Raw genomic sequence first — 19,727 nt, forward strand, 5'->3', positions numbered from 1 at the left:
TCATGGACTATTCTATAGAAAGCTCACCCTTAGACAAACTGCAAAGCGACTGTCTGCTGGTCGGAATCTACGAAAATCAACAACTCAGCCCGGCGGCAACCCAATTGGATAGCCTCTTCGGTGGTTTGCTGACTAAACTCATCAGTCGCGGCGACATCAAGGGCAAAAACGCCGAAACCCTGCTGGTCAACAACCTGCCGGAAGGCAATATCGCCCGCATCGTGTTGCTCGGGTTTGGCGAGCGCGGCAAAGTCACCCGCAAGCAATACCGCAAAGCCCTGGCCGCAGCGATCAAAACCATCAAGGACAGCAAAGTCGGTGCCGCCAGCTGTGCGCTGCTGGATATTGATGTCAACGGCGCTGACAGCCAATGGAAAGCCCGCCAAGTCGTGGAAGTATTTAACGATGGCCTGTACCAATACAACGCCACCAAAAAAGTTGACGACAAAAATCCGCTGCAAAAGCTGACTGTAGTGGCCGATGATAGTCAAAAAGCTTTGGCCGAATCCGGCCTGCAACAAGGCGTCGCCATCGCCAAAGGCATGGAATTGGCCAAACATTTGGCCGATCTGCCCGGCAATATCTGCACCCCTACCTATCTGGCCGAACAAGCCCTGGCTCTGGCCGGCGAGCACGACAAATTGAATTGCGAGATCCTGGAAGAAAGCGACATGGAAGCGCTGGGCATGGGTTCCTTTCTGTCCGTATCGCGCGGCAGCCGCCAGCCCGCTAAATTGATTTGCCTGGATTACCAAGGCGGCGACAGCAACGCCAAGCCTATCGTCTTGATCGGCAAAGGTCTGACCTTTGACGCCGGTGGAATTTCCTTGAAGCCGGGCCTGGGCATGGACGAAATGAAATACGATATGTGCGGCGGGGCCAGCGTGTTAGGTTTAATGCGCATGGCGACAACGTTGAATCTGAAGCTGAACATCGTTGGTCTGATTCCGGCCTCGGAAAACCTGCCGGATGGCGCAGCCAACAAACCCGGCGACATCTGGACCAGCATGTCCGGCAAAACCATCGAAATCTTGAACACCGATGCCGAAGGCCGCTTGATTCTCTGTGATACGCTAACTTATGCCAAAAAATACAATCCGGATGTCGTCATCGACATGGCAACGCTGACCGGCGCAGTCATCGTCGCCTTGGGCCGGGTACCCAGCGGCTTGTTCGGTAATGACGATAAGCTGTGTAATGATTTGTTGAGCGCCGGTGACACCGCGTGTGACTTAGTTTGGCGCATGCCGATCTGGGAAGAATATCAGGAACAATTAAAATCCAACTTCGCCGATTTGGCCAACATCGGCGGCCCGGACGGCGGCAGCATCACGGCGGCGGTATTTTTATCCAAATTTACCGAAGAATACCGCTGGGCGCATATCGACATCGCCGGTACCGCCTGGCGCACCGGCGCCAACAAAGGTGCTACCGGTCGGCCTGTGCCTTTGGTTAGTCAATATTTGTTGAACCGCGCTGCGGTTTAACATTGGCTGCAAGAGGGGCTTTAGTTGCGATCAATGGTCGCGGCAAAAGTCCCTCTTTCATTCCACAAACTTTAAACGACATGACAGAGCATAGTCATTCGCTATCTCTCCCCGAAGTCAGCTTCTACGTGCTGGCGACGCACGACCAAGCGCAACGCCAAGACTTTGCCTGCAAGCTAATCGAGAAAATCTATCGCAGCGGCCACTTTCCGTATGTAATGACCGACTCGGCGGAACAAGCCGAGCAAATCGATAAAGTCCTGTGGACCTTTCGGGCCGGCAGTTTTATTCCCCACCAAATCTATCGCGGTGAAATCCCGGCATTTACCAGCACCATTCTGATTGGCGGTGAAAACATCCCGGACGGTTGGCAGAAAATCGTCGTCAACCTCTCGAGTCTTTACCCTCCTACCACTGCTCCGACCGAACGCATTCTGGAAATATTGGATAACAGTGAAGAGTGTAAGCAGGCCGGCCGGCAACGTTACCGGCATTACCAGCAAGCCGATTTGGCGATTACGACCCACAAAATGTAGGGGGATATCCTAGTGAGCAAGTGGTGAAGAGGAATTAGTTCACCGCTTGGCAATCAGGCGTTGTCGATGTAGGCTACCGGTCTACCCCTTATCCGCCCACTTGCTCCATGAAAAGTAAAACGCTGATTGTTGCCGCCTTGCTTATAGCCATCGCCGCACTATTTTTCTATAGCCGCCGCCCGCAACCGGTTGATGTGGAGGTTTATACCGTGGCGGAAGGGGAGGTGCGGGCGACGGTGGCGAATACGCGGGTGGGGACGGTGAAAGCCTGTCGCCGGGCGTATCTGGCGCCGGCCACGGGTGGGCAAGTGGCGGGTTTGTTGGTCAAGGAAGGCGACAAGGTTAAGCAGGGGCAGGTGTTGCTGGAAGTGTGGAATCAGGATTTGAAAGCGCAAGTGGTTTTGCAAAAAGCCCAAATCAATGCCAGCCGGGCCAGTGCCGAACAGGCTTGCCAGTTGGCAGGCGGCGCGGAGCGGGAAGCGGCGCGGATGACCGAATTGCAGAAACACAAAAATGTGGTTTCGGTAGAGCAGGTGGATAAGTCGGTGACCGGCGGCAAATCGCAACGCGCCGGGTGCAAGGCAGCGCTGCAAGCCATTGAAGTGGCTGAGGCGCAATTGGGCGTCGCCGAGGCGGCTGTACAGCGCACTTTGGTTAAAGCGCCGTTCGATGGCACAGTGGCGGAGGTGAATGCCGAATTGGGCGAGTTTGTCACGCCGTCGCCACCGGGGATTCCAACCTTGCCCCCTATCGATTTGTTGGACGTGAGTTGTTTGACGGTTTCGGCACCCATCGACGAAGTGGACGCGGCCAGTATCAAGACCGGCATGAGTGCTTGCGTATCGCTGGATGCGTTCCCGGATAAGCGTTGTTCCGGCGTTGTTACCCGGGTCGCGCCCTATGTGTTGGAAAAGGAAAAACAGGCGCGCACGGTAGAAGTGGAAGTAACTTTGCGCGATCCCAAAGATTTGGCAGAACTATTGCCGGGTTACAGCGCCGACATCGAAGTATTACTCAGCCAAAAAGACCGCACGCTGCGTTTGCCCGCCGAGGCGATTCTGGACAATCACCGCGTGTTGTTGATAGACAAAGATAATGTGCTGCATGAACAAAGCTTCCAGCCGGGTCTGTCCAACTGGAGTTTCACCGAAGTACTCTCTGGATTGAAGGCGGGCGACCAGGTGGTGACATCGGTTGGCAAGGAAGGAGTCGCGGGCGGCGTCACGGTCCGCGTCAAGCCATGATTCAACTCAGCGGCATTCGCCGGGAATTTCAGGTGGGCGAGCAGACCGTACAGGCCTTGAACGGTATAGACCTGTCTATCGGTCCCGGCGAATATGTATCGGTGATGGGGCCGTCCGGATCAGGTAAATCGACGCTGTTAAACATTGTCGCACTGCTTGACCAGCCCTCGTCGGGCCATTACTTACTAAACGGCACCGATGTCACCCGGCAAAGTGACGACGAGCTGGCGCGGATTCGCCGCGACAATATCGGCTTCGTGTTTCAATTTTTTCATTTGATACCCCGGCTCACCGCAGCGGAAAACATCGAAATGCCGATGATATTGGCCGGGGTCGATAGCAAGCAGCGCAAGCAACGCGTGCTAGAGGCGTTGGCCTCGGTTAATTTACTGGATCGGGCAGAGCATAAGCCCAATCAATTGTCCGGCGGCCAGTTGCAACGTATAGCCATCGCCAGGGCAATGATCATGCAGCCCGGTATCCTGCTGGCCGATGAGCCGACCGGTAATCTGGACAGCAAGTCAGGTCAGGACATTATCGAGTTGTTGGAAAATCTGAATCGGCAAGGCGTGACTTTGATCATCATCACTCACGATCAAAATATCGGTGGCAGGGCTAAGCGGCAATTGCGAATTGTCGATGGACTTTTGGCAGATCGCTCGGTTTAGTTTTTCAGTTTGGGCGGTGCTGAAAATGCTTGGTAGCGATAACTTTGTCGTTAGAGTTTTCCTGGTTGTGCGATACTGTCCGCAGAGTTAAAGCGCCAGTGGGCCGAGGAGGGATGATGGAGCGATATAGATTAAGTTTTTGTAATGCCATCAAGCTGGATGAGGATTTGGTGGAGTTTATTGTCGATGAGGGTGTGGAACTGAACTTGGCTCTTGTCGACGAATATCATGCTTGGATCGTGGCGCATTTGCAGAGGCCCTATTTGCTGTTGGTGCACAAAGTAAACGCCTACCACTATGACTTTGCCTCGCAAACCGCTATGGGCACTTTGCTCGGTATTAAAGCGGCGGCATTTGTGGTGTATAGCCATATCAGCCAGCTAACCACCCAAGTTATGTTGTCAATGCCGCGGGATGCCGATTGGGTTTATCGGATTTTCAATAATCGCGACGATGCGTTGATTTGGTTGGGAATGCAGCGGGAATCGAATCATCAAGCAATGTCTTTGACGGAAAAATTTTAAAATCCACCCTTAAGTCATTAATTCGTTAGAATCTGCGTCTTTATCCACAGATTGGGAAATTTTTTGTGACTCAGGCCAAATATCGTTCTATTTTTACGCCAGCCAGCGACGCGCAACGGCAGGAAAATTTTGCCGATTATTGGCTGTTTACCCAACAACATGGTGGTGAGTTATTGGAAGCGGACCGGGATTTGGCAAAAAAGCGCGAACGATTGGCGTATTTTCAAAATAATCCGGTGCGCTTGCACAAACCCTTGGCGGATCCGGAAGCGTTTTATCGCAATTATGTGAAGATGGTGGACGAGCCAAAATCCCTGGACAAGCTGACCTTGTTACTCTGCGGTATCTATAAATTTGCGCGCCACGAATGGGTGGGGATCAAAGGTGCCTGGGATGTGGTGCCGGATATGGCTAATTCGCATAGCGTGGAAGACAAAATTTCCCGAGTGCATCTGGCCGAAGAATTTTGCCATTGGCGTTTGTTCGATGAAATGCTGAAAACCTGCGGATTAGAGCGGGTGGTCTGGGAACCGTTGACCCCGTTTAAAGAAATGATCTACGAACAGTTTCCCAAGTTGCCGGGGGTATTGATGGATACGCCGGCCTTCGTCACGGAGTTGATGGGCGTCAGCTTCTATTGCCATCTGTATCAGTTATTCGACGAGTTATTGGCCGACGAGCCGGAAGTTCGGGATCGTCTGAAAGCCTTGCTGGACGAAATCACCATCGACGAGGTCGCGCATGTCGGCCAGCGTCGTAATTTCATCGGCCCGTTGGGCATTAAAATAGCCCGTTTTCTGGTTAAACCCTTTTATATCCTGTTCTACCAGGACATTCCGGAAGTGGGCGAATTGTTCGATGTCAAACAAATGATCGCCCATGGCGAAGCGTTTGATTTTAATGAATTGCCGGACTACATGATCGCCCGCAGTTGGATTCCGTCTTATTGCAAGGTTGCTGCTTAAAGTCTGGTCTCGAAAGCGCCGGCCAATCTGGGCTAACGTAAAAACGGCAACATCACGCCAAACACTAAAATCAGCGCGGCGCCGAGCAGGGCCGTTTGGCCGGGAATTTGTTCGAACAGCACGACGCTCCAGGCCAGGCTTAATACCGGGGCCAAATAACCGATGGAGCTGACCAAGGCCGCGGGCGCCGCTTGATAAGCCCGGGTCATGTAATGTTGCGCGCCGCTGCCCGATAGACCTACCAAGAGTAATAAGCCCCAGCTTTCCGGCGAACCAGGTAGGCGATAGCCAAAGCGCGCAAAATAAAAACCGTGTAACACCAAGCCGACCAAACAAAAATAGAAAATCACCGTTTGCGGCGTATTACTGCGCCCGGCGCGCGCCACCATCAAATATGCCAGCGCCGACAGCAGACCGGCCAGCAACGCCATGGCTTGACCAAACAGGTTATGGCTATTGTGCAGGTCAAATAGCAAAGATACTCCGCAAAACGACCCAATAATCGCCAGCCAAACCAGCAGCGAGTTTTTCTGGCCCAGTACCAACGGCCCCAACAGCATTACGAACACACCGCTGCTGGCGGTAAGAAACGCGCTTTCGCCGGGACCGATGCGGGCGATGGCGGCGAATGACAGCATCAAGGCTGTGCTACCGAACAAGCCGCGCAACCACAGCGAAGGGCGGGCGTCGCCGAACAGACCTATCAGTCGGCCGCCGATCAGCGCCGGGATTATCAGAATCAATAAATTGGCCAGGACGCGGATAAAGCTGATCATGCTGGGTGGCAAGCCGGGATCGAGTAGACCAATCGCGTATGCGCCGGCGTTCATAACCGAAAACAACACACAAGCGACCAGCATGTAGATTAGGCCGAGGCGGCTGTTAGACGGCGGCAAGATAGGTTTGGGTTTTTGAATAGATTGCGGCTGATTAGTGGCGGCGGGCACTGATGCTTGGTTTAAGAGAGGTAAGGGCTAAGTAGTCGATAATCAGACTGTGTCGGCTCGGCCTGATGGCCTGCAAATCCAGAATATCTATGATCCCGCCGGCTTACCGACACACAAATTTAGTCGGAGCCGCGTCTATATTAAACCCTTAAGGTTTGGATGTGTGGTTTTTGGCAATATTGCCGGGGGCTATTCCGAAATATTTGCTAAAAGCGCTGCTGAAATTGCTGGCGTGATTGTATCCGACGTGGGCGGCGGCAATGTCGATTTGGCAACGGCTGGATTCCAATAACTGATATGCGGTTTTCATTCGAATCTCTAATAATAAGCCATACGGCGTAGTATCAAAAAAGTGATGAAACAATTGCTTTAATTTAAATTGATTAGTGCCGACACGTTTTGATAATTCCGCAACAGACGGCGGGTTTTTATATTCATTTAATAGAATACTACGCGCGGCTTGGGCTATGGCCTTGTCTTTTTGCGAAAATACCGGCGAGCTCTTCTGATTGTCTTGCCATAGATGCCCCATTTCGGCGGCTAATATCGACATGGCTTGGCCGTGCATAAACAGATGTTTTACCGGATTGTCCGGATCGCAATTTAATAACTGTCGCGTGGCAATTAATGCCGCGTTCGAAATCGGTTTATAGCTTATTAAACTAATACCATTCTTATTAAAAAATCGCGTTGCGGTATTTTCGCCGAAATATCTAGTTAACCAGGATTTACTCATCGAAAAGCGCACTTGAGCCATCGGATTATTGGCTTGATATTGGCGCTCGCCAATACTGGAGCTAAATGCAGTTATCGACGTATAGCCTTCATTAAAAGTAATTTCGCGGCCTTGCGCATCGACGAATCGCGACTGCCCTTGCATGCCCAACGTCACGACCAGACGAGGGTTGTGCTGATCCATCCGGGTCAGGATAGCTAAATCCTGACTGGGCTGATAATGGGTTTCGATATAGTTAAGATCTTGATCGAGCGGAAACAGAGTCGAGTGGCCTTTGCCCATTTCATGCGGTAGATACTCAGTCAGGCAATTGCCTTGCTGTTGGGACTGCAATTCTTCGTTTTTGATACGCCAGCGTCCCGCCGTTTTTTTCGTCATCGTAATTTCTGTGTTGTTACCAATAAGAAAATTTTATTTAAACTATGTTATTTGGCTTAATTAATAGTTATTAAATAGGCTGTCGAGTTTTTTGGATGAAATAATCGAACAACTAGGCATGATCGGTTGCTACTTATAGCATAAAAAATATTACTTTTAGCATATGAAAGGAGCTTAGGCGGCTGCGGGTGATTCGTTAAAATCAACGTTGTGATAAACGCTTTCCATATTCGAACATTAATCGCTAAAGGTTCGGTGGATCGGGTTTTATATTTGCCGAATGTTGACTGGAATTATCATGAAATACGCCTTGCTGCCCCTACTGAATTTACCCAAGCCCTTTTTGGTTTCCTTGGCGCTACTACAAGCCAGTGCCGCCGTGATGGCGGAGGAAAAGACTGACGAGCTCGATTCCACCGAGGTAGTCGCCAGTCCCATTATCGAAGAAAACCATGTGGACGAGTTCTCCGGCGTATCCGCGGTCGTGACCGAAGAGCAAATCCGCGATCAGAATGCGCTGGATTTGGCATCCGTATTGAAAAGAACCCCCGGTGTGCAAATCTCGCGCTATAACCCGGTCGGCGCGTTCGGCGGCGACCAGGGCGGAGCGGTTTCGATTCGCGGTCAGGGCTCGGGCCGTCCGGGTAGCGAGATTAAAACCTATATCGACGATATTCCGATGTATATGGCTACCTGGAACCACCCCTTACTGGATTTGTTGCCCGTCAACGGCATGCAATCGATTACGGTGTACAAGGGCCCGCAACCGCATATCAACGGCAACAACTTCGGCTCGATCAACCTGCAAACCAAAACTGCGGTTGAGGATGGGATCCACGGGAGCGGTCGTTTGTCCGGCGGCTTTTTCGGCACGATTGCCGAACAAGCGGATGTGCAGGGCAAGTACGGCGATTTCGATTTCTCGCTGGCGCAAGGCTATGCCAAATCGGACGGCCATCGCCAAAATGGCTATGGCGAATTGCGCAATGTGATGGGTAAAGCCGGCTATCAACTGAATCCGCAATGGCGCTCGGATGTGACGTTTCTTTACGCGGATAACAAAGCCGGCGACCCCGGACAATACGGGGTAACGCCGCCTATCGGCGAGTACGATACGGTTGCGGGTATGGTCGCCGCCAGCGTTAGCCATGAGCACGGCGATTGGCAGGGTAAATTCACCCTCTACCATAACGGCGGCGACGGTAACTGGTTGAGTCAAAACACTTATTTCACCGGTTTTGCCGACAACCGTTCCAATCTGCTCAGTCAATACAGCATGGACGGTTTTCGCTGGAAAGAACAGTTTTCGCCGTGGCAGGGCGGCACCTTACTGGCCGGTATCGATAACGAATGGCTGAACGGTAAAGTGACTAACCTGGGCACGCAAACCGGCAACCAAGTCTATCAATTCGCGACACCCACTTTCAGGCTGACCAGTCCTTATGTGGCGTTGAATCATGATGTTGTCTTGAGTAAAGACTGGGTGATGGTGCCGTCTATCGGCGTCCGTTTTTACGATCACAGCCACTACCAATCCAAAGCCTCGCCGCATGCCGGTTTGTCATTTGTCTCCGAAGATTTAACCGTGTTCGGCAACGTCTCTAATGGCGTCAACTATCCCGGCATTGACGCGGCGGCTAACTCTGGGGCCTTGTCGAATGTGCCCCTCAATCTGTTTTCCGGCGGCTTTTTACCGAATTTTTCAGCCGACGGCTGGCAAAACTTGTCGCCGGAAAACGTCGATCATGCCGAAGTGGGTTTGAAAGCCTCGCCGTTCAAAAGCACGCAAATCGATCTGAGCTTTTTCATCGATAACGTCAAGAACCGCTACGTATTCGATTTAACCCAGGGTGCGTATCTCAATTACGGCTCGTACTGGATGCGCGGCTTGGAAGCGTCTGTAAAACAAGAGCTGATCGCGGACTGGAGCATGTTTGCCGGATTGACTTTGCTCAACCCCAGCATCCCGAATTTGCCCTACACCCCGGAGCAAGCGGTGACCGCCGGCATCAACGGCCCCATCGGTCCGCTGCGCTTTTCCTTCGACCTGCAATACCAATCAAGAACCTGGGCGTTGAACAGAGCCCGGAATGTCGGCGAAGTGAATAACCAGCGTGTCGACGCCTTTACCGTGGCAAACACCCGGCTGGCCTATCCGATTGCCGAGTTAGGCAAAAAAGGCGAAGTCTTTGTCAGTGTGGAAAATTTGTTCGACAAACGCTACGTCTATCGCCCAGGTTATCAAATGCCGGGTATTTGGGGACAAATCGGTATTGCCGCTAGCTTCTAGGCGATTTAATCCCCATCAACTCGACAGCGCCGGCTTTCGCCGGCACTGCTTTTTGCGAAATAGCCATGAAATCTCAATCTAGTTTCAACCGCTGCCTCCAATTGCTTTCCGCGCTGGTGCTGACCTTGCCGGGCAGCGTCGCCTTCGCCCAAGACCAACCGTTGCTCATCGCGGCAGCGCGGGTTTTCGATGGCTATAGGCTCCGAAACGATGCAGCGGTGCTGATCAGCGAAGGCAAGGTTGCCAGGATAGACGACCGGGAAGCCTTTAACGATAGCGATGCGCCCCGGCTCGATCTCGGCGATGCAACCCTACTGCCCGGTTTTATCGAGTTGCACGCGCATTTAAGCTATCAACATGTCCCGGCCGATACCGTGTTGCGCCATGGCATCACCACGGTGCGCGATGTCGGCGGGCCTCTGCATCCACCCTATGGCGGCGACGGCAGTTTAAGGCTGATGACGTCTGGGCCGATTTTAACCGCGCCGGCAGGCTATCCGATACCGAATCTGGGCGAATCCGATATTGCCTTGCCGGTAGCCGATGCCCAGCAAGCTCGGCAAGCGGTGCAGAAGTTGGTAGCCGGCGGCGCAGTCGTGATCAAAGTGGCGTTGGAGCCGGGTGGCGAAGCAGGCGCGCCCTGGTCTGGCGGGCACGCTCACGCTCACTCCCAACACTCGCACACCAACACGCACGATAAGCCTCGTAGCTGGCCGATGTTATCTCCGGTTGTGTTGACGGCCATCGTCGACGAAGCGCATCAATTGGGTCGTCGGGTGGCGGCGCATCTTGCCGAGTCTAAAGGCGCACAATTGGCCTTGGATGCCGGCGTCGACGAATGGGCGCACGAGCCCTGCAACACATTGCCGGATGCGCAATTGCAGCGAGCCGTGGCACAGCATGTCAGAATCGTCAGTACCATCGATACCCTGTCCAAATGTCCGGGCGTGAGCAGCAATGTCAAACGCTTAGCCGAGTTGGGAGCGGAGTTTTTGTATGGCGCGGAAATCGCGCATCCCGACATTCCCTGGGGCATAGACGGCCAGGAATTGCTGTACCTGCAACATCTGGCGGGCATGGCGCCGTTGGATGTGATGCGGACCGCAACCTCCAAAGCCGGTCAGTATCTGAATATACCTCTACTGGGCACTCTGCTGCCCGGCGCACCCGCCGACCTGATCGCGGTAAAAGGTGATCCGACGCAAAAGCTTAAATTGTTGGAATACCCTGATTTGGTGATGTCCGGTGGCAAGCTGATAATCAATTACTTCGGAAATTGATCGGTTCCGGTTCTATAGGGGCTGCGCTCAGCTTCTGGAAAACCTAAGCTCAAGGTTCTAATCTCGCTGTCTATGGAGCGCTTGCGTTTTAGCTGGGTATTTGTTGGCGGTTCCGGCTAAACTGCCAAGTAAGCTTGTTACCCAATCGCCATGCTCAGTAAAGACTTACTCCTTCAGGCCGGCAAAGCCATCCGGACTCAACCCCTACGCGCCGCGCTGATAATTTTGGCGATGAGCATAGGCGTGGCTGCCGTGAACGTGTTGACCGCATTGGGCGATAGTGCCCGCAATTATGTAGTCCACGAATTCGAGTCGTTGGGCACGCATCTGGTCATCGTCCTGCCCGGCCGCACCGAAACCACCGGCGGCCACCCACCCCTATTTGGCGAAACGCCGCGCGATTTGACGTTGGACGATGCTGCCGCCTTGTTCCGCAGCCGGCACGTCGCGGCCATTGCGCCGGTCAGCATCGGCTCGGCGCCGGTGTCGGTCGGCGGTCTGGAGCGGGAAACCAATGTGATGGGTTCTACGCGCGCTTTGCTGCGCGTGCGGCACTTGACGATGGCCCAAGGCCAATTTTTGCCGGAAGCCGACGCCGATAAGGAAATTTCGGTGTGCGTGATCGGCAAAACCATCAGTGAGGAATTGTTTGCGCACCAGCAAGCGGTGGGGCAGTGGCTGCGCATCAACGACCGCCGGTTTCGAGTGATTGGCGTGTTAGCCAAGGAAGGCCAATCGATAGGCACCGGTTTTGACGAATTAATCATCGTGCCGGTGGCGTCCGCGCAAGCCTTGTTCGACAGCCATTCCTTGTTTCGGATTTTAATTGAGGCGCATTCGGAAGCAGCCATGTACAAGGCCGTTGACGAGGTCCGCAACATCATCAAATTACGCCACGAAGGCGAGGACGATGTGACGGTGATTACCCAGGACAGCGTGGTGAATACCTTCGACAAAATCCTGACCGCGTTGACTTTTACCGTGGCCGGTATTGCAGCGGTCAGTCTGGCGGTGGCGGGCGTGTTGGTGATGAATGTGATGCTGGTCAGCGTTAGCCAACGCACCGCGGAAATTGGTTTGCTGAAAGCCTTGGGCGCCACCCAAGGCCAGTTGCAACGCTGGTTTTTATGCGAAGCGGCCCTGCTATCCCTGGCTGGCGCAGTGGTCGGTAGCGTGATAGGCCAGTTCGGTATCTTGGTATTGCAATGGCTGTATCCTAATTTTCCGGTCGCTTTGCCGCTTTGGGCCCGATTGTCCGCCTTGGCGGTGGCGCTGGTCACCGGTTTGATTTTCGGGGTAATGCCGGCCCGCAAGGCGGCGCGGCTGGACCCGGTCGCGGCTTTGGCGAGGCGCTAAGATGAATTGGCTGGATTTATCCAAACTGGGGCTGCGCAGCATTAGTAGTCATAAACAACGCTCTTTACTCACCGCGTTGGGTTTGATTATCGGCATCGCCGCCGTGGTGATTTTGACCTCGATAGGTCGGGGCATTCATAGTTTCGTGTTGGCGGAATTTACCCAGTTCGGTACGCATCTGATCGCGGTTTATCCCGGTAAAACCACTACCTTCGGGTTGTCCGGCGCCACCATCAGCACGGTGCGGCCTTTATCCACCGCCGATGCTGCCAGTCTGGAAAATCTGGATCATGTGTTGGCGGCGATGCCTATGGTACAAGGCAATGCCCGGATCGAGGCCGGCGCTAAACAGCGCCGGGCCAATGTGTTTGGTGTCGGTGCCGCGTTGCCGCAGGTATGGCAGTTGAAAGTCGATAGCGGCCGCTTTCTGCCCAATGATGGCCTGGATAATCCGCGCGCTTTCGCGGTGCTGGGCAGTAAGATGCGCACCGAATTATTTGCTAACGCTAGCCCCTTGGGGCAGCGCATCCGTATCGGCAGTGACCGGTTTCGGGTGATCGGCGTGATGCAGGCCAAAGGTCAGATGTTGGGGTTTGACCTGGACGACACGGTGTTCATCGCCAGCGGCAAGGCCATGGAGATGTTCGATCGGCAAAGTTTGATGGAAATCGATCTGCTATACAGCAGCGAGACCAGTGCGGAAACGGTGGAGCAAGCCATCAAACGCCGCTTGATCGCCAGACACGGTGCTGAAGATTTTACGATTGTTACCCAGAACCAGATGCTGGAAAAAATGGATTCGGTATTGAGTGTCTTGACCTTGGCGGTGGCGGCGCTGGGTAGTATCTCGCTGCTGGTGGGCTCGGTAGGCATTCTCACTATCATGACCATTGCGGTATCGGAACGGGTGTCGGAGATAGGTTTGTTGCGGGCCATCGGCGCCGAGCGCGGGATGGTGTTCAACTTGTTTCTCGGTGAAGCGATGTTGCTGAGTTTGGTCGGCGGGGCTGGAGGTGTTTTGTTGGGCGTGGCGCTGGTAAAGCTCGCCGCCGCTTTTGTTCCCGCGCTACCGGTGCAATTGGCCTGGAATTACATCGTTGCCGCCTTTGCGATTTCCTTGTTTATCGGCATCGCGGCAGGCGTGGTGCCGGCCATCAAGGCCGCTAGATTGAATCCGCTGGAAGCTTTACGGGCCGAGTGATCTGCATAATGTCCATCCCCACTGTAAAAAAATGATGGTTATCGGGGCGTCTGTCAGCTTGGCGAATGGATTCGGCCAAGTCGGATTCTGGGCTATGCTTATCAGCATTTGTAGCCAATGTTTTTCAAGAGGCCTTTATGCTGAATATTAGTAATTATTACGAGCGATTGGTGATAGACCGGCTTTGGAAGCTTGCTGAGCAGGCCGACGAGCCATTCAGTCAAGCATTTCAGGAAGACGTGGCTTGTCTGGCGCTGAATAAATTACCGCCGTGTTATGTGCGGAACACCATCGATAAAGGTATTAATGTCAGCGAGCAGCAATATCAGGAGATGGCCGGTGCTGTCGATATGGCGGTGGAGCAGGCGATACAGCAGGTTTTGCGCCGGCCGCGCGAGCACCGGAATGATTGAGTTTTTGCCATTAGCCACTGAATCCGCCGATTCTGTAAAACCATGAAAAACGCTTTGATTTTTTTACTAGTGGCTTGCGGTTTGCAGGCTTGCGACTCGGCTCCGGCCGATAAACCCAACCCGCCTAAAGCAGTCCAGCCGCCGCTTGTGGATGCAATCAAGCAGCCCATGGATCAGGCCCGGGACGCGGAAAAGCAGATTCTTGAAAGTGCGGACCGGCAGAAACGGCAGGCAGATGAGATGTAAGGTGGGCAGAGATTCGATAAGCGATGTTATTGAATCTCCGCCGCCAGTACCCTGCCGCTGGCGCGTGCAGGGCGGGTTGGACTTACTTCAGTTTAGGGCAGTCGAGATAGTCAGGGTGCGCGGAAATAACCACGGCAACGCGGTGACTTTGATCAGCCGTATTATCGGGGCCGTGAGCTTCGCCGATAGCTTTAGAGACCAGTTGCGAGGCTCTGGCACCATTTTTAATCAGCAGTTCGCTAACGGATTTAGCCCTTCTTTCTGACAGGGCTTGGTTATAGGCTGGCTTTCCTACTGTGTCGGTGGAAGCTGTTACGGTCGCTGTGGCATCGGGGTGGTCGTGCAAAAAGTGACCAATGTGGCCGATGGTGTCTTCCTTGGTTTTGAACGGCACGTGGCTACCGGTTTTGAAGTAGGCTACGGTTTCATGAATGGTTTCCACGTTGTGGTGATTTTGTGAATGCACCTCGGTTAGCCATTGGCAATACTCTTTTTCCGAGGCCAAAATGTGTGCGGCGGCTGATTTTGCAGCCTCTTGCGCTTTTAGACTCTCGTCGATGTTCCAGTAGTAATCGTTTTGCCAGTGTTTCAGCACATGGTTGGCCGTTTTTAAGTCTTGTTCAGCCGCTGAAGCGTGGAGCAAGGCTTGACCGTAATGACCTTTGGATGCGGCATCAATTTCCGCACTAAGTCCCGCTACATCTTTTTTCGGAGTGGAACAGGCGGTCAGCGAGAGGGCCAGAACGGCAAGCGGGATGTATACGTATTTTTTTTTCATGATCTTATCCTCTAAATCGAGCGGTATCGTCCGCGTTACTTGCCATGATCCAGCGTGTCGGAATAGCCGTGATCCAGCGGGCCGAAATGCGTCCAGTAGCCGGGGAAATGCAGGCCGAAGTAACGGGTATCCTCGCTAAAACGGTCCCAGACGTATGGCGGAGAGATAAATTCATCGGTGGGTATCGGCGAGGTAATCAGTTCCGCCACGCCTATCACAGTGCGGCTGACGGTGTGCGCCACGCCACGTAGCACGCCCCAAGTCGAGCCAAGCAGGAAGTTTTGGTCGTGAGTAATGTTAGTCACGTTTTTAGGGATTTCGATAAAACTGAAGGCGGTGTTAGCAAAGCCTTGGCTAACTCTGGAAGTGAAACCCGCCAAATAACCCGTATGGTTTTCGTCCGCAATTGCCGTTTGGCTTGCTAACAATGCACCTGACAGCAAACAGGTGGTGAGGAATTTATTTTTATTCATGTTGGATACTCCCGTGGTGTTACAAATTTGATTCTACTGACGTGCTAAGCATAGCAGCAGAACGCCGAAAACACTGGAAGTTGGACAGTAACGCACGGCGCGGATAAATGCAAATACCTTATGAGGCTTGGTGTTTGTATTGCCAGGTTGGCAGGCCAAAGTTATCGGGCGTCGATTTCTACGCGATTGCGGCCGTTTTTCTTAGCGCGGTAAAGTGCGTCGTCGGCAGCTTGAATAATCGCTTCCAGGGAGGTGTCGGCCATTATCCTGCACGAGCAGACGCCAATCGAAATGGTGGTAGGTATGTGCTTATTTTGGTATTGAAACGTATGCTGCATCACCGTATGTCTGATGCGTTCCGCCAAGGCGGCTGCGGCATCGCTGGATATTTCCCGCAATAACATGATGAATTCTTCGCCGCCGTAACGGGCCAGAAAATCCTCCTGACGCATTTCCGCATTCAGGATTTTCGCCAATTCTTTAAGGACCTGATCGCCGGCGAGGTGGCCGAAATTGTCGTTGGTGCGCTTGAAATGGTCGGCGTCGCACATCATCACCGTCAATCGGGTTTCGTTACGTTTACAAAAAGACAATTCTTGTTGCGCGCGCAGCATGAAGGCGTTGCGGTTAAGGATGTTGGTCATCGCATCCAGATTCGCTGCCGCGTAAAGCGCCTGTTCGGATTTGGCTTCGTTGAAGCGTTTGTAATCGATTTTAAGGTAGGTGTCGCCCAACAGGATTCTGTCGAGTAATTCGAGTTTATGTTTTGCGACGCGCCTGCCGTTGACGTAAGTGCCGTTGGTGGAGTTTAAGTCTTCGAGCAGGATATGCTGGCTTTGAACCCAAAGCCTGCCGTGGCGCCGGGAGACCTTAGGATCGGGAATCAGAATATCCACGGACGGTTCGCGGCCCAACACATGCTGATGATTGAGTAATTTGAATTGCTTGCCTTGTTCGCTACCGGATAAAACCACCAAATACGGCTCGAGCTCCGAAAGGTCGCGGCCGTTTTCGGATAGTTTGCCGACTAAGGTGTTGGACAAGATTACCTGGGTTTTGTCAGGAGGCGTGGTCATCGGTTGATTCCTAATCATCTCCTGGCGTGACTAATGAAATAAGCTTTTTCGATTGTTCGACTAACCGGAAGATTATGTGGTCGAGCGGGTAAGGGCTGTAGGCGCAACCCTACAAAATGTAGTGTCTCAGATAGTCGGACAGCTATCAAGGTTAGCGATGTCGAGCTGAAGGTAGAAAAGCGATTGAGGGTAGTGTGCGGCGTGGAATGTTGCTCAGCAGTAGCCGAAGCGCGGATCCGCTTCGGCTCCCTTGTGGTTTAAACGAAGGCTTTTTTGAAAAACTCCGGCATTGCCAAACTGGCTTTGTGAATGTCGCTGTTGTAATAAACAGTTTCGAAGCCCTTGTTGGCGGCGTCCTGTTCGCGGAACGAAGACAGGTTGGTTTTGCTGGCCATCGTCGCGCTCCACCAGCCCGAGGGATAAATGCATTGCGGGAAGAACACAGTTTGCTGGTGTTCAAAGCCGGCGGTCCGCATTTCCGCGCGCATTTCTTTCAGGATTTTCATATGCAGCAAGGCGGATTCGCTTTGTTGCACAACGATGCCGTTCGCGCTCAAGGCTTTATAGCAATCTCTGTAAAAATCGGCGCTGAATAAGCCCTCCGCCGGACCGACCGGATCGGTGCTGTCGACGATGATGATGTCCACACTGTTCGGCGCGGCTTCTTTTACCCATTTGATGCCGTCGATGAATTTCAGGTCGGCGCGCGGATCGTTGTTGGACTCGCACAATTCCGGAAAGTAGATTTCCGCCAAGCGGGTGACGCGCTCGTCGATGTCGATTTGCACAGCTGATTCAACGCCGGGATGTTTCAACACTTCGCGCAGGGTGCCGCAGTCGCCGCCGCCGATGATCAACACGTTTTTCGGATTGGGATGAGTAAACAACACCGGGTGGCTGATCATCTCGTGATAGAAGAAATTATCGCGGGTAGAGACCATGGTGCAGCCGTCGATCACCATCAGGTTGCCGAATTGTTCGGTCTCGTAGATTTCCAGAAACTGAAATTCGGATTGCTCCTCATGGAGTTTACGGGTGATTTTTAATGAAAAGGCAGTACCGGTAGCGGTTTGCGCTTCGCTGAACCATTGGTCGTCGAGCATGATGAAGTCCTGTAAAAAGTCATATAACGTTCATCATTATACTTTAGAATTTCTACCTCTTTATGACAGTCCGAGTAGAACGCGTGCCAACACAACCCTGGTCGATAGAACAATCCAAGCAGCTTTACGCTATCCAGCAATGGGGTAACGGTTATTTTTCGATTAACGACCAAGGTCATGTCTGCGTCAAGCCGCAAGCCGATTGTGCAACGGAAATCGATCTGTTCGACATCGCCCAGGCTCTGAGGGACAAAGGTTTAAATTTTCCGGTGCTGGTGCGTTTTACCGACATTTTGCGCGACCGCATCCGCCAGCTACAGCAGGGATTTGATCAAGCGAGAGCCTCACATCGTTACAACGGGCATTACACACCGGTGTATCCGATCAAGGTTAATCAGCAAGGCAATGTGGTGGAAAGCATCGTTGCCGCCGAGCATATCGGTCTGGAAGCCGGCAGCAAACCAGAATTATTGGCGATTTTAGGGCTGGCCAAACCCAGCGGCACTATTGTCTGCAACGGTTATAAAGACCGGGCTTACATCCGCATGGCCTTGATGGGACAGTTGATGGGTTTGTCGGTGTTCATTGTCATTGAAAAGCCTTCCGAGCTGGAGATGATTATCGAAGAGGCCGCTAAACTGCAAGTAACACCAATGATCGGTTTGCGCGTGCGGCTATCGACTATCAGCGCCGGCAAATGGCAAAACAGCGGCGGCGAAAAATCCAAGTTTGGCTTGCATGCCAGCGAAGTATTGCAACTCATCGCCCGCTTGCAGCAACTGGATATGTTGAACTGCTTGCAGCTGATGCACTTTCATATGGGCTCGCAGATTGCCAATATCCACGACATCAAGCTGGCCTTGAAAGAGGCCGGCCAGTTTTATCTGCAATTGCATAAACTCGGCGCCAACATTACCACCGTCGATGCCGGCGGCGGTTTGGGCGTGGATTACGACGGCAGCGGTTCGCGGCGCGAATGTTCGATCAATTACAGCGTCAACGAATACGCAGAAAACATCGTCCGCGCTTTTGCCGAAGTGGCTGAGCAACAGGGTTTGCCGCAGCCCAATATCATCACAGAATCAGGCCGAGCCATCACTGCTCACCACGCGGTGTTGATTACCAATGTCACCGAAGTGGAAAGTCTTCAAGGCGCTGCTGCGCCGGTGGAAATATCCGGGCAAAATATCGCGGAAGCCTATCACAACGCCCAATTCAACATGGCCGAAGCCCGCGCTCAGTTCGTGCAAGGCGATTTGTCGTTGACCGAACTGGCGGAAGCCGAGAAATACTATGTGAGCTTGTGCCAGCAAATTCAGCGCGAGTTGAACCTGGATAACCATCATCACCGGGAGATTTTGCAGGAATTAGACGAAAAACTGGCGGACAAGGTATTCTGCAATTTTTCCCTGTTTCAATCGATGCCCGACATTTGGGGTATAGACCAGATTTTCCCGATCATGCCCATTCACCAGTTGCACCAGCAACCCACCCGGCGCGCGGTGTTGCAGGATTTGACCTGCGACTCGGACGGCCGTATCGATCAATACGTCGATCATCAGAACATCGCCAACACCATGCCGTTGCATACCATCGCCGAAGATCAGGATTATCTGATCGGCTTTTTCATGGTCGGTGCTTATCAGGAAATTTTGGGGGATATGCATAACCTGTTCGGCGATACGCATTCGATTAATATCGAATTGGACGAACAGGGCTATCGCTTCGGCGACTTCATGGAAGGCGAGGATGTCAGCGAATTGCTGGATTATGTGCATATTAATACCGAAGCTTTGAAAACCGCCTATCGGCAAAAGCTAGACGGCAGCGGATTGTCGGCCGGGCAAAAGCAGGCTTTCGAGCAAGAGTTGCTGGCCGGATTGAACGCTTATACCTACTTGGAAAAATAAGCGCGACGATTGCAGTTTCGGTACTGCGACAGCGTGGCGTTTTGTAAATCGCAGTGCGGTCTGTCAGGGCCAGACCAAGGCGCTATAATGGCTCCCAAAACATTAAAGGGGTTATG

Annotated in this window: 19 protein-coding genes; 13 read left to right on the plus strand and 6 right to left on the minus strand. The window is 52.9% G+C overall.

What is annotated here, in order from left to right:
- Positions 1–2: 2 nt before the first annotated feature.
- The 6 genes from METH11B_RS0116375 to METH11B_RS0116400 all read left to right on the plus strand — a co-directional run bounded on the left by METH11B_RS0116375 (position 3) and on the right by METH11B_RS0116400 (position 5,424).
- Complete coding sequence (locus tag METH11B_RS0116375) at positions 3–1,487, plus strand: leucyl aminopeptidase (protein ID WP_026602944.1); 1,485 nt, start codon at positions 3–5, stop codon at positions 1,485–1,487.
- An 80-nt stretch (positions 1,488–1,567) separates the two neighbouring features.
- Positions 1,568–2,023, plus strand: a complete 456-nt coding sequence (locus tag METH11B_RS0116380; protein WP_026602945.1) for a DNA polymerase III subunit chi — start codon at positions 1,568–1,570, stop codon at positions 2,021–2,023.
- 107 nt (positions 2,024–2,130) lie between these two features.
- Complete coding sequence (locus METH11B_RS0116385) at positions 2,131–3,267, plus strand: efflux RND transporter periplasmic adaptor subunit (RefSeq protein WP_026602946.1); 1,137 nt, start codon at positions 2,131–2,133, stop codon at positions 3,265–3,267.
- Positions 3,264–3,935, plus strand: coding sequence for an ABC transporter ATP-binding protein (locus METH11B_RS0116390; RefSeq protein ID WP_026602947.1), 672 nt, complete (start codon positions 3,264–3,266; stop codon positions 3,933–3,935). Before METH11B_RS0116385 ends, METH11B_RS0116390 begins: the two co-directional genes overlap by 4 nt.
- Before the next feature lie 113 nt (positions 3,936–4,048).
- Positions 4,049–4,459 (plus strand): hypothetical protein, encoded by a 411-nt coding sequence (locus tag METH11B_RS0116395; protein ID WP_026602948.1) that lies wholly within the window; start codon positions 4,049–4,051, stop codon positions 4,457–4,459.
- 65 nt (positions 4,460–4,524) lie between these two features.
- Entirely contained in the window at positions 4,525–5,424 is a 900-nt protein-coding gene (locus METH11B_RS0116400) for a hypothetical protein (RefSeq protein WP_026602949.1), read from the plus strand.
- Positions 5,425–5,456: 32 nt separating this feature from the next.
- Here METH11B_RS0116400 and METH11B_RS0116405 read toward each other — a convergent pair whose 3' ends face one another.
- Entirely contained in the window at positions 5,457–6,371 is a 915-nt protein-coding gene (locus METH11B_RS0116405) for a DMT family transporter (RefSeq protein WP_026602950.1), read from the minus strand.
- 148 nt (positions 6,372–6,519) lie between these two features.
- The gene (locus tag METH11B_RS0116410) at positions 6,520–7,485 is read right to left on the minus strand and encodes a helix-turn-helix transcriptional regulator (protein WP_026602951.1); all 966 of its coding nucleotides are present in this window, start codon (positions 7,483–7,485) and stop codon (positions 6,520–6,522) included.
- 298 nt (positions 7,486–7,783) lie between these two features.
- On the opposite strand from METH11B_RS0116410, the gene METH11B_RS0116415 reads away from it, so the two are divergent.
- From METH11B_RS0116415 to METH11B_RS0116440, 6 genes are all read left to right on the plus strand, one after another.
- Positions 7,784–9,775, plus strand: coding sequence for a TonB-dependent receptor (locus tag METH11B_RS0116415; protein ID WP_026602952.1), 1,992 nt, complete (start codon positions 7,784–7,786; stop codon positions 9,773–9,775).
- A 65-nt stretch (positions 9,776–9,840) separates the two neighbouring features.
- Entirely contained in the window at positions 9,841–11,055 is a 1,215-nt protein-coding gene (locus tag METH11B_RS0116420) for an amidohydrolase family protein (protein ID WP_026602953.1), read from the plus strand.
- A gap of 150 nt (positions 11,056–11,205) precedes the next feature.
- Positions 11,206–12,411 carry an ABC transporter permease gene (locus METH11B_RS0116425; protein ID WP_026602954.1) on the plus strand — a complete coding sequence of 402 codons (1,206 nt, stop codon included), beginning with the start codon at positions 11,206–11,208 and terminating at the stop codon, positions 12,409–12,411.
- 1 nt (position 12,412) lies between these two features.
- Positions 12,413–13,612 carry an ABC transporter permease gene (locus METH11B_RS0116430; RefSeq protein ID WP_026602955.1) on the plus strand — a complete coding sequence of 400 codons (1,200 nt, stop codon included), beginning with the start codon at positions 12,413–12,415 and terminating at the stop codon, positions 13,610–13,612.
- Positions 13,613–13,749: 137 nt separating this feature from the next.
- Entirely contained in the window at positions 13,750–14,025 is a 276-nt protein-coding gene (locus METH11B_RS26910; RefSeq protein ID WP_020483866.1) for a late competence development ComFB family protein, read from the plus strand.
- A gap of 42 nt (positions 14,026–14,067) precedes the next feature.
- A complete protein-coding gene (locus tag METH11B_RS0116440; RefSeq protein WP_020483867.1) occupies positions 14,068–14,271 on the plus strand; it encodes a hypothetical protein in 204 nt (67 codons plus the stop codon).
- Between the two features lie 82 nt (positions 14,272–14,353).
- Here the strand turns inward: METH11B_RS0116440 and METH11B_RS0116445 are convergent, their stop codons facing one another.
- From METH11B_RS0116445 to speE, 4 genes are all read right to left on the minus strand, one after another.
- Entirely contained in the window at positions 14,354–15,049 is a 696-nt protein-coding gene (locus tag METH11B_RS0116445) for an OmpA family protein (RefSeq protein WP_026602957.1), read from the minus strand.
- Positions 15,050–15,084: 35 nt separating this feature from the next.
- Positions 15,085–15,522, minus strand: coding sequence for an exosortase system-associated protein, TIGR04073 family (locus tag METH11B_RS0116450; RefSeq protein ID WP_020483869.1), 438 nt, complete (start codon positions 15,520–15,522; stop codon positions 15,085–15,087).
- 161 nt (positions 15,523–15,683) lie between these two features.
- Positions 15,684–16,598, minus strand: a complete 915-nt coding sequence (locus METH11B_RS0116455) for a GGDEF domain-containing protein (RefSeq protein ID WP_026602958.1) — start codon at positions 16,596–16,598, stop codon at positions 15,684–15,686.
- A gap of 257 nt (positions 16,599–16,855) precedes the next feature.
- The gene (gene speE, locus METH11B_RS0116460; protein ID WP_026602959.1) at positions 16,856–17,701 is read right to left on the minus strand and encodes a polyamine aminopropyltransferase; all 846 of its coding nucleotides are present in this window, start codon (positions 17,699–17,701) and stop codon (positions 16,856–16,858) included.
- 83 nt (positions 17,702–17,784) lie between these two features.
- On the opposite strand from speE, the gene speA reads away from it, so the two are divergent.
- The gene (speA, locus tag METH11B_RS0116465) at positions 17,785–19,611 is read left to right on the plus strand and encodes a biosynthetic arginine decarboxylase (RefSeq protein ID WP_026602960.1); all 1,827 of its coding nucleotides are present in this window, start codon (positions 17,785–17,787) and stop codon (positions 19,609–19,611) included.
- Positions 19,612–19,727 lie beyond the last annotated feature (116 nt).

The organism is Methylomonas sp. 11b (assembly GCF_000515215.1).
In the GTDB taxonomy this organism is placed as follows: Bacteria; Pseudomonadota; Gammaproteobacteria; order Methylococcales; family Methylomonadaceae; genus Methylomonas.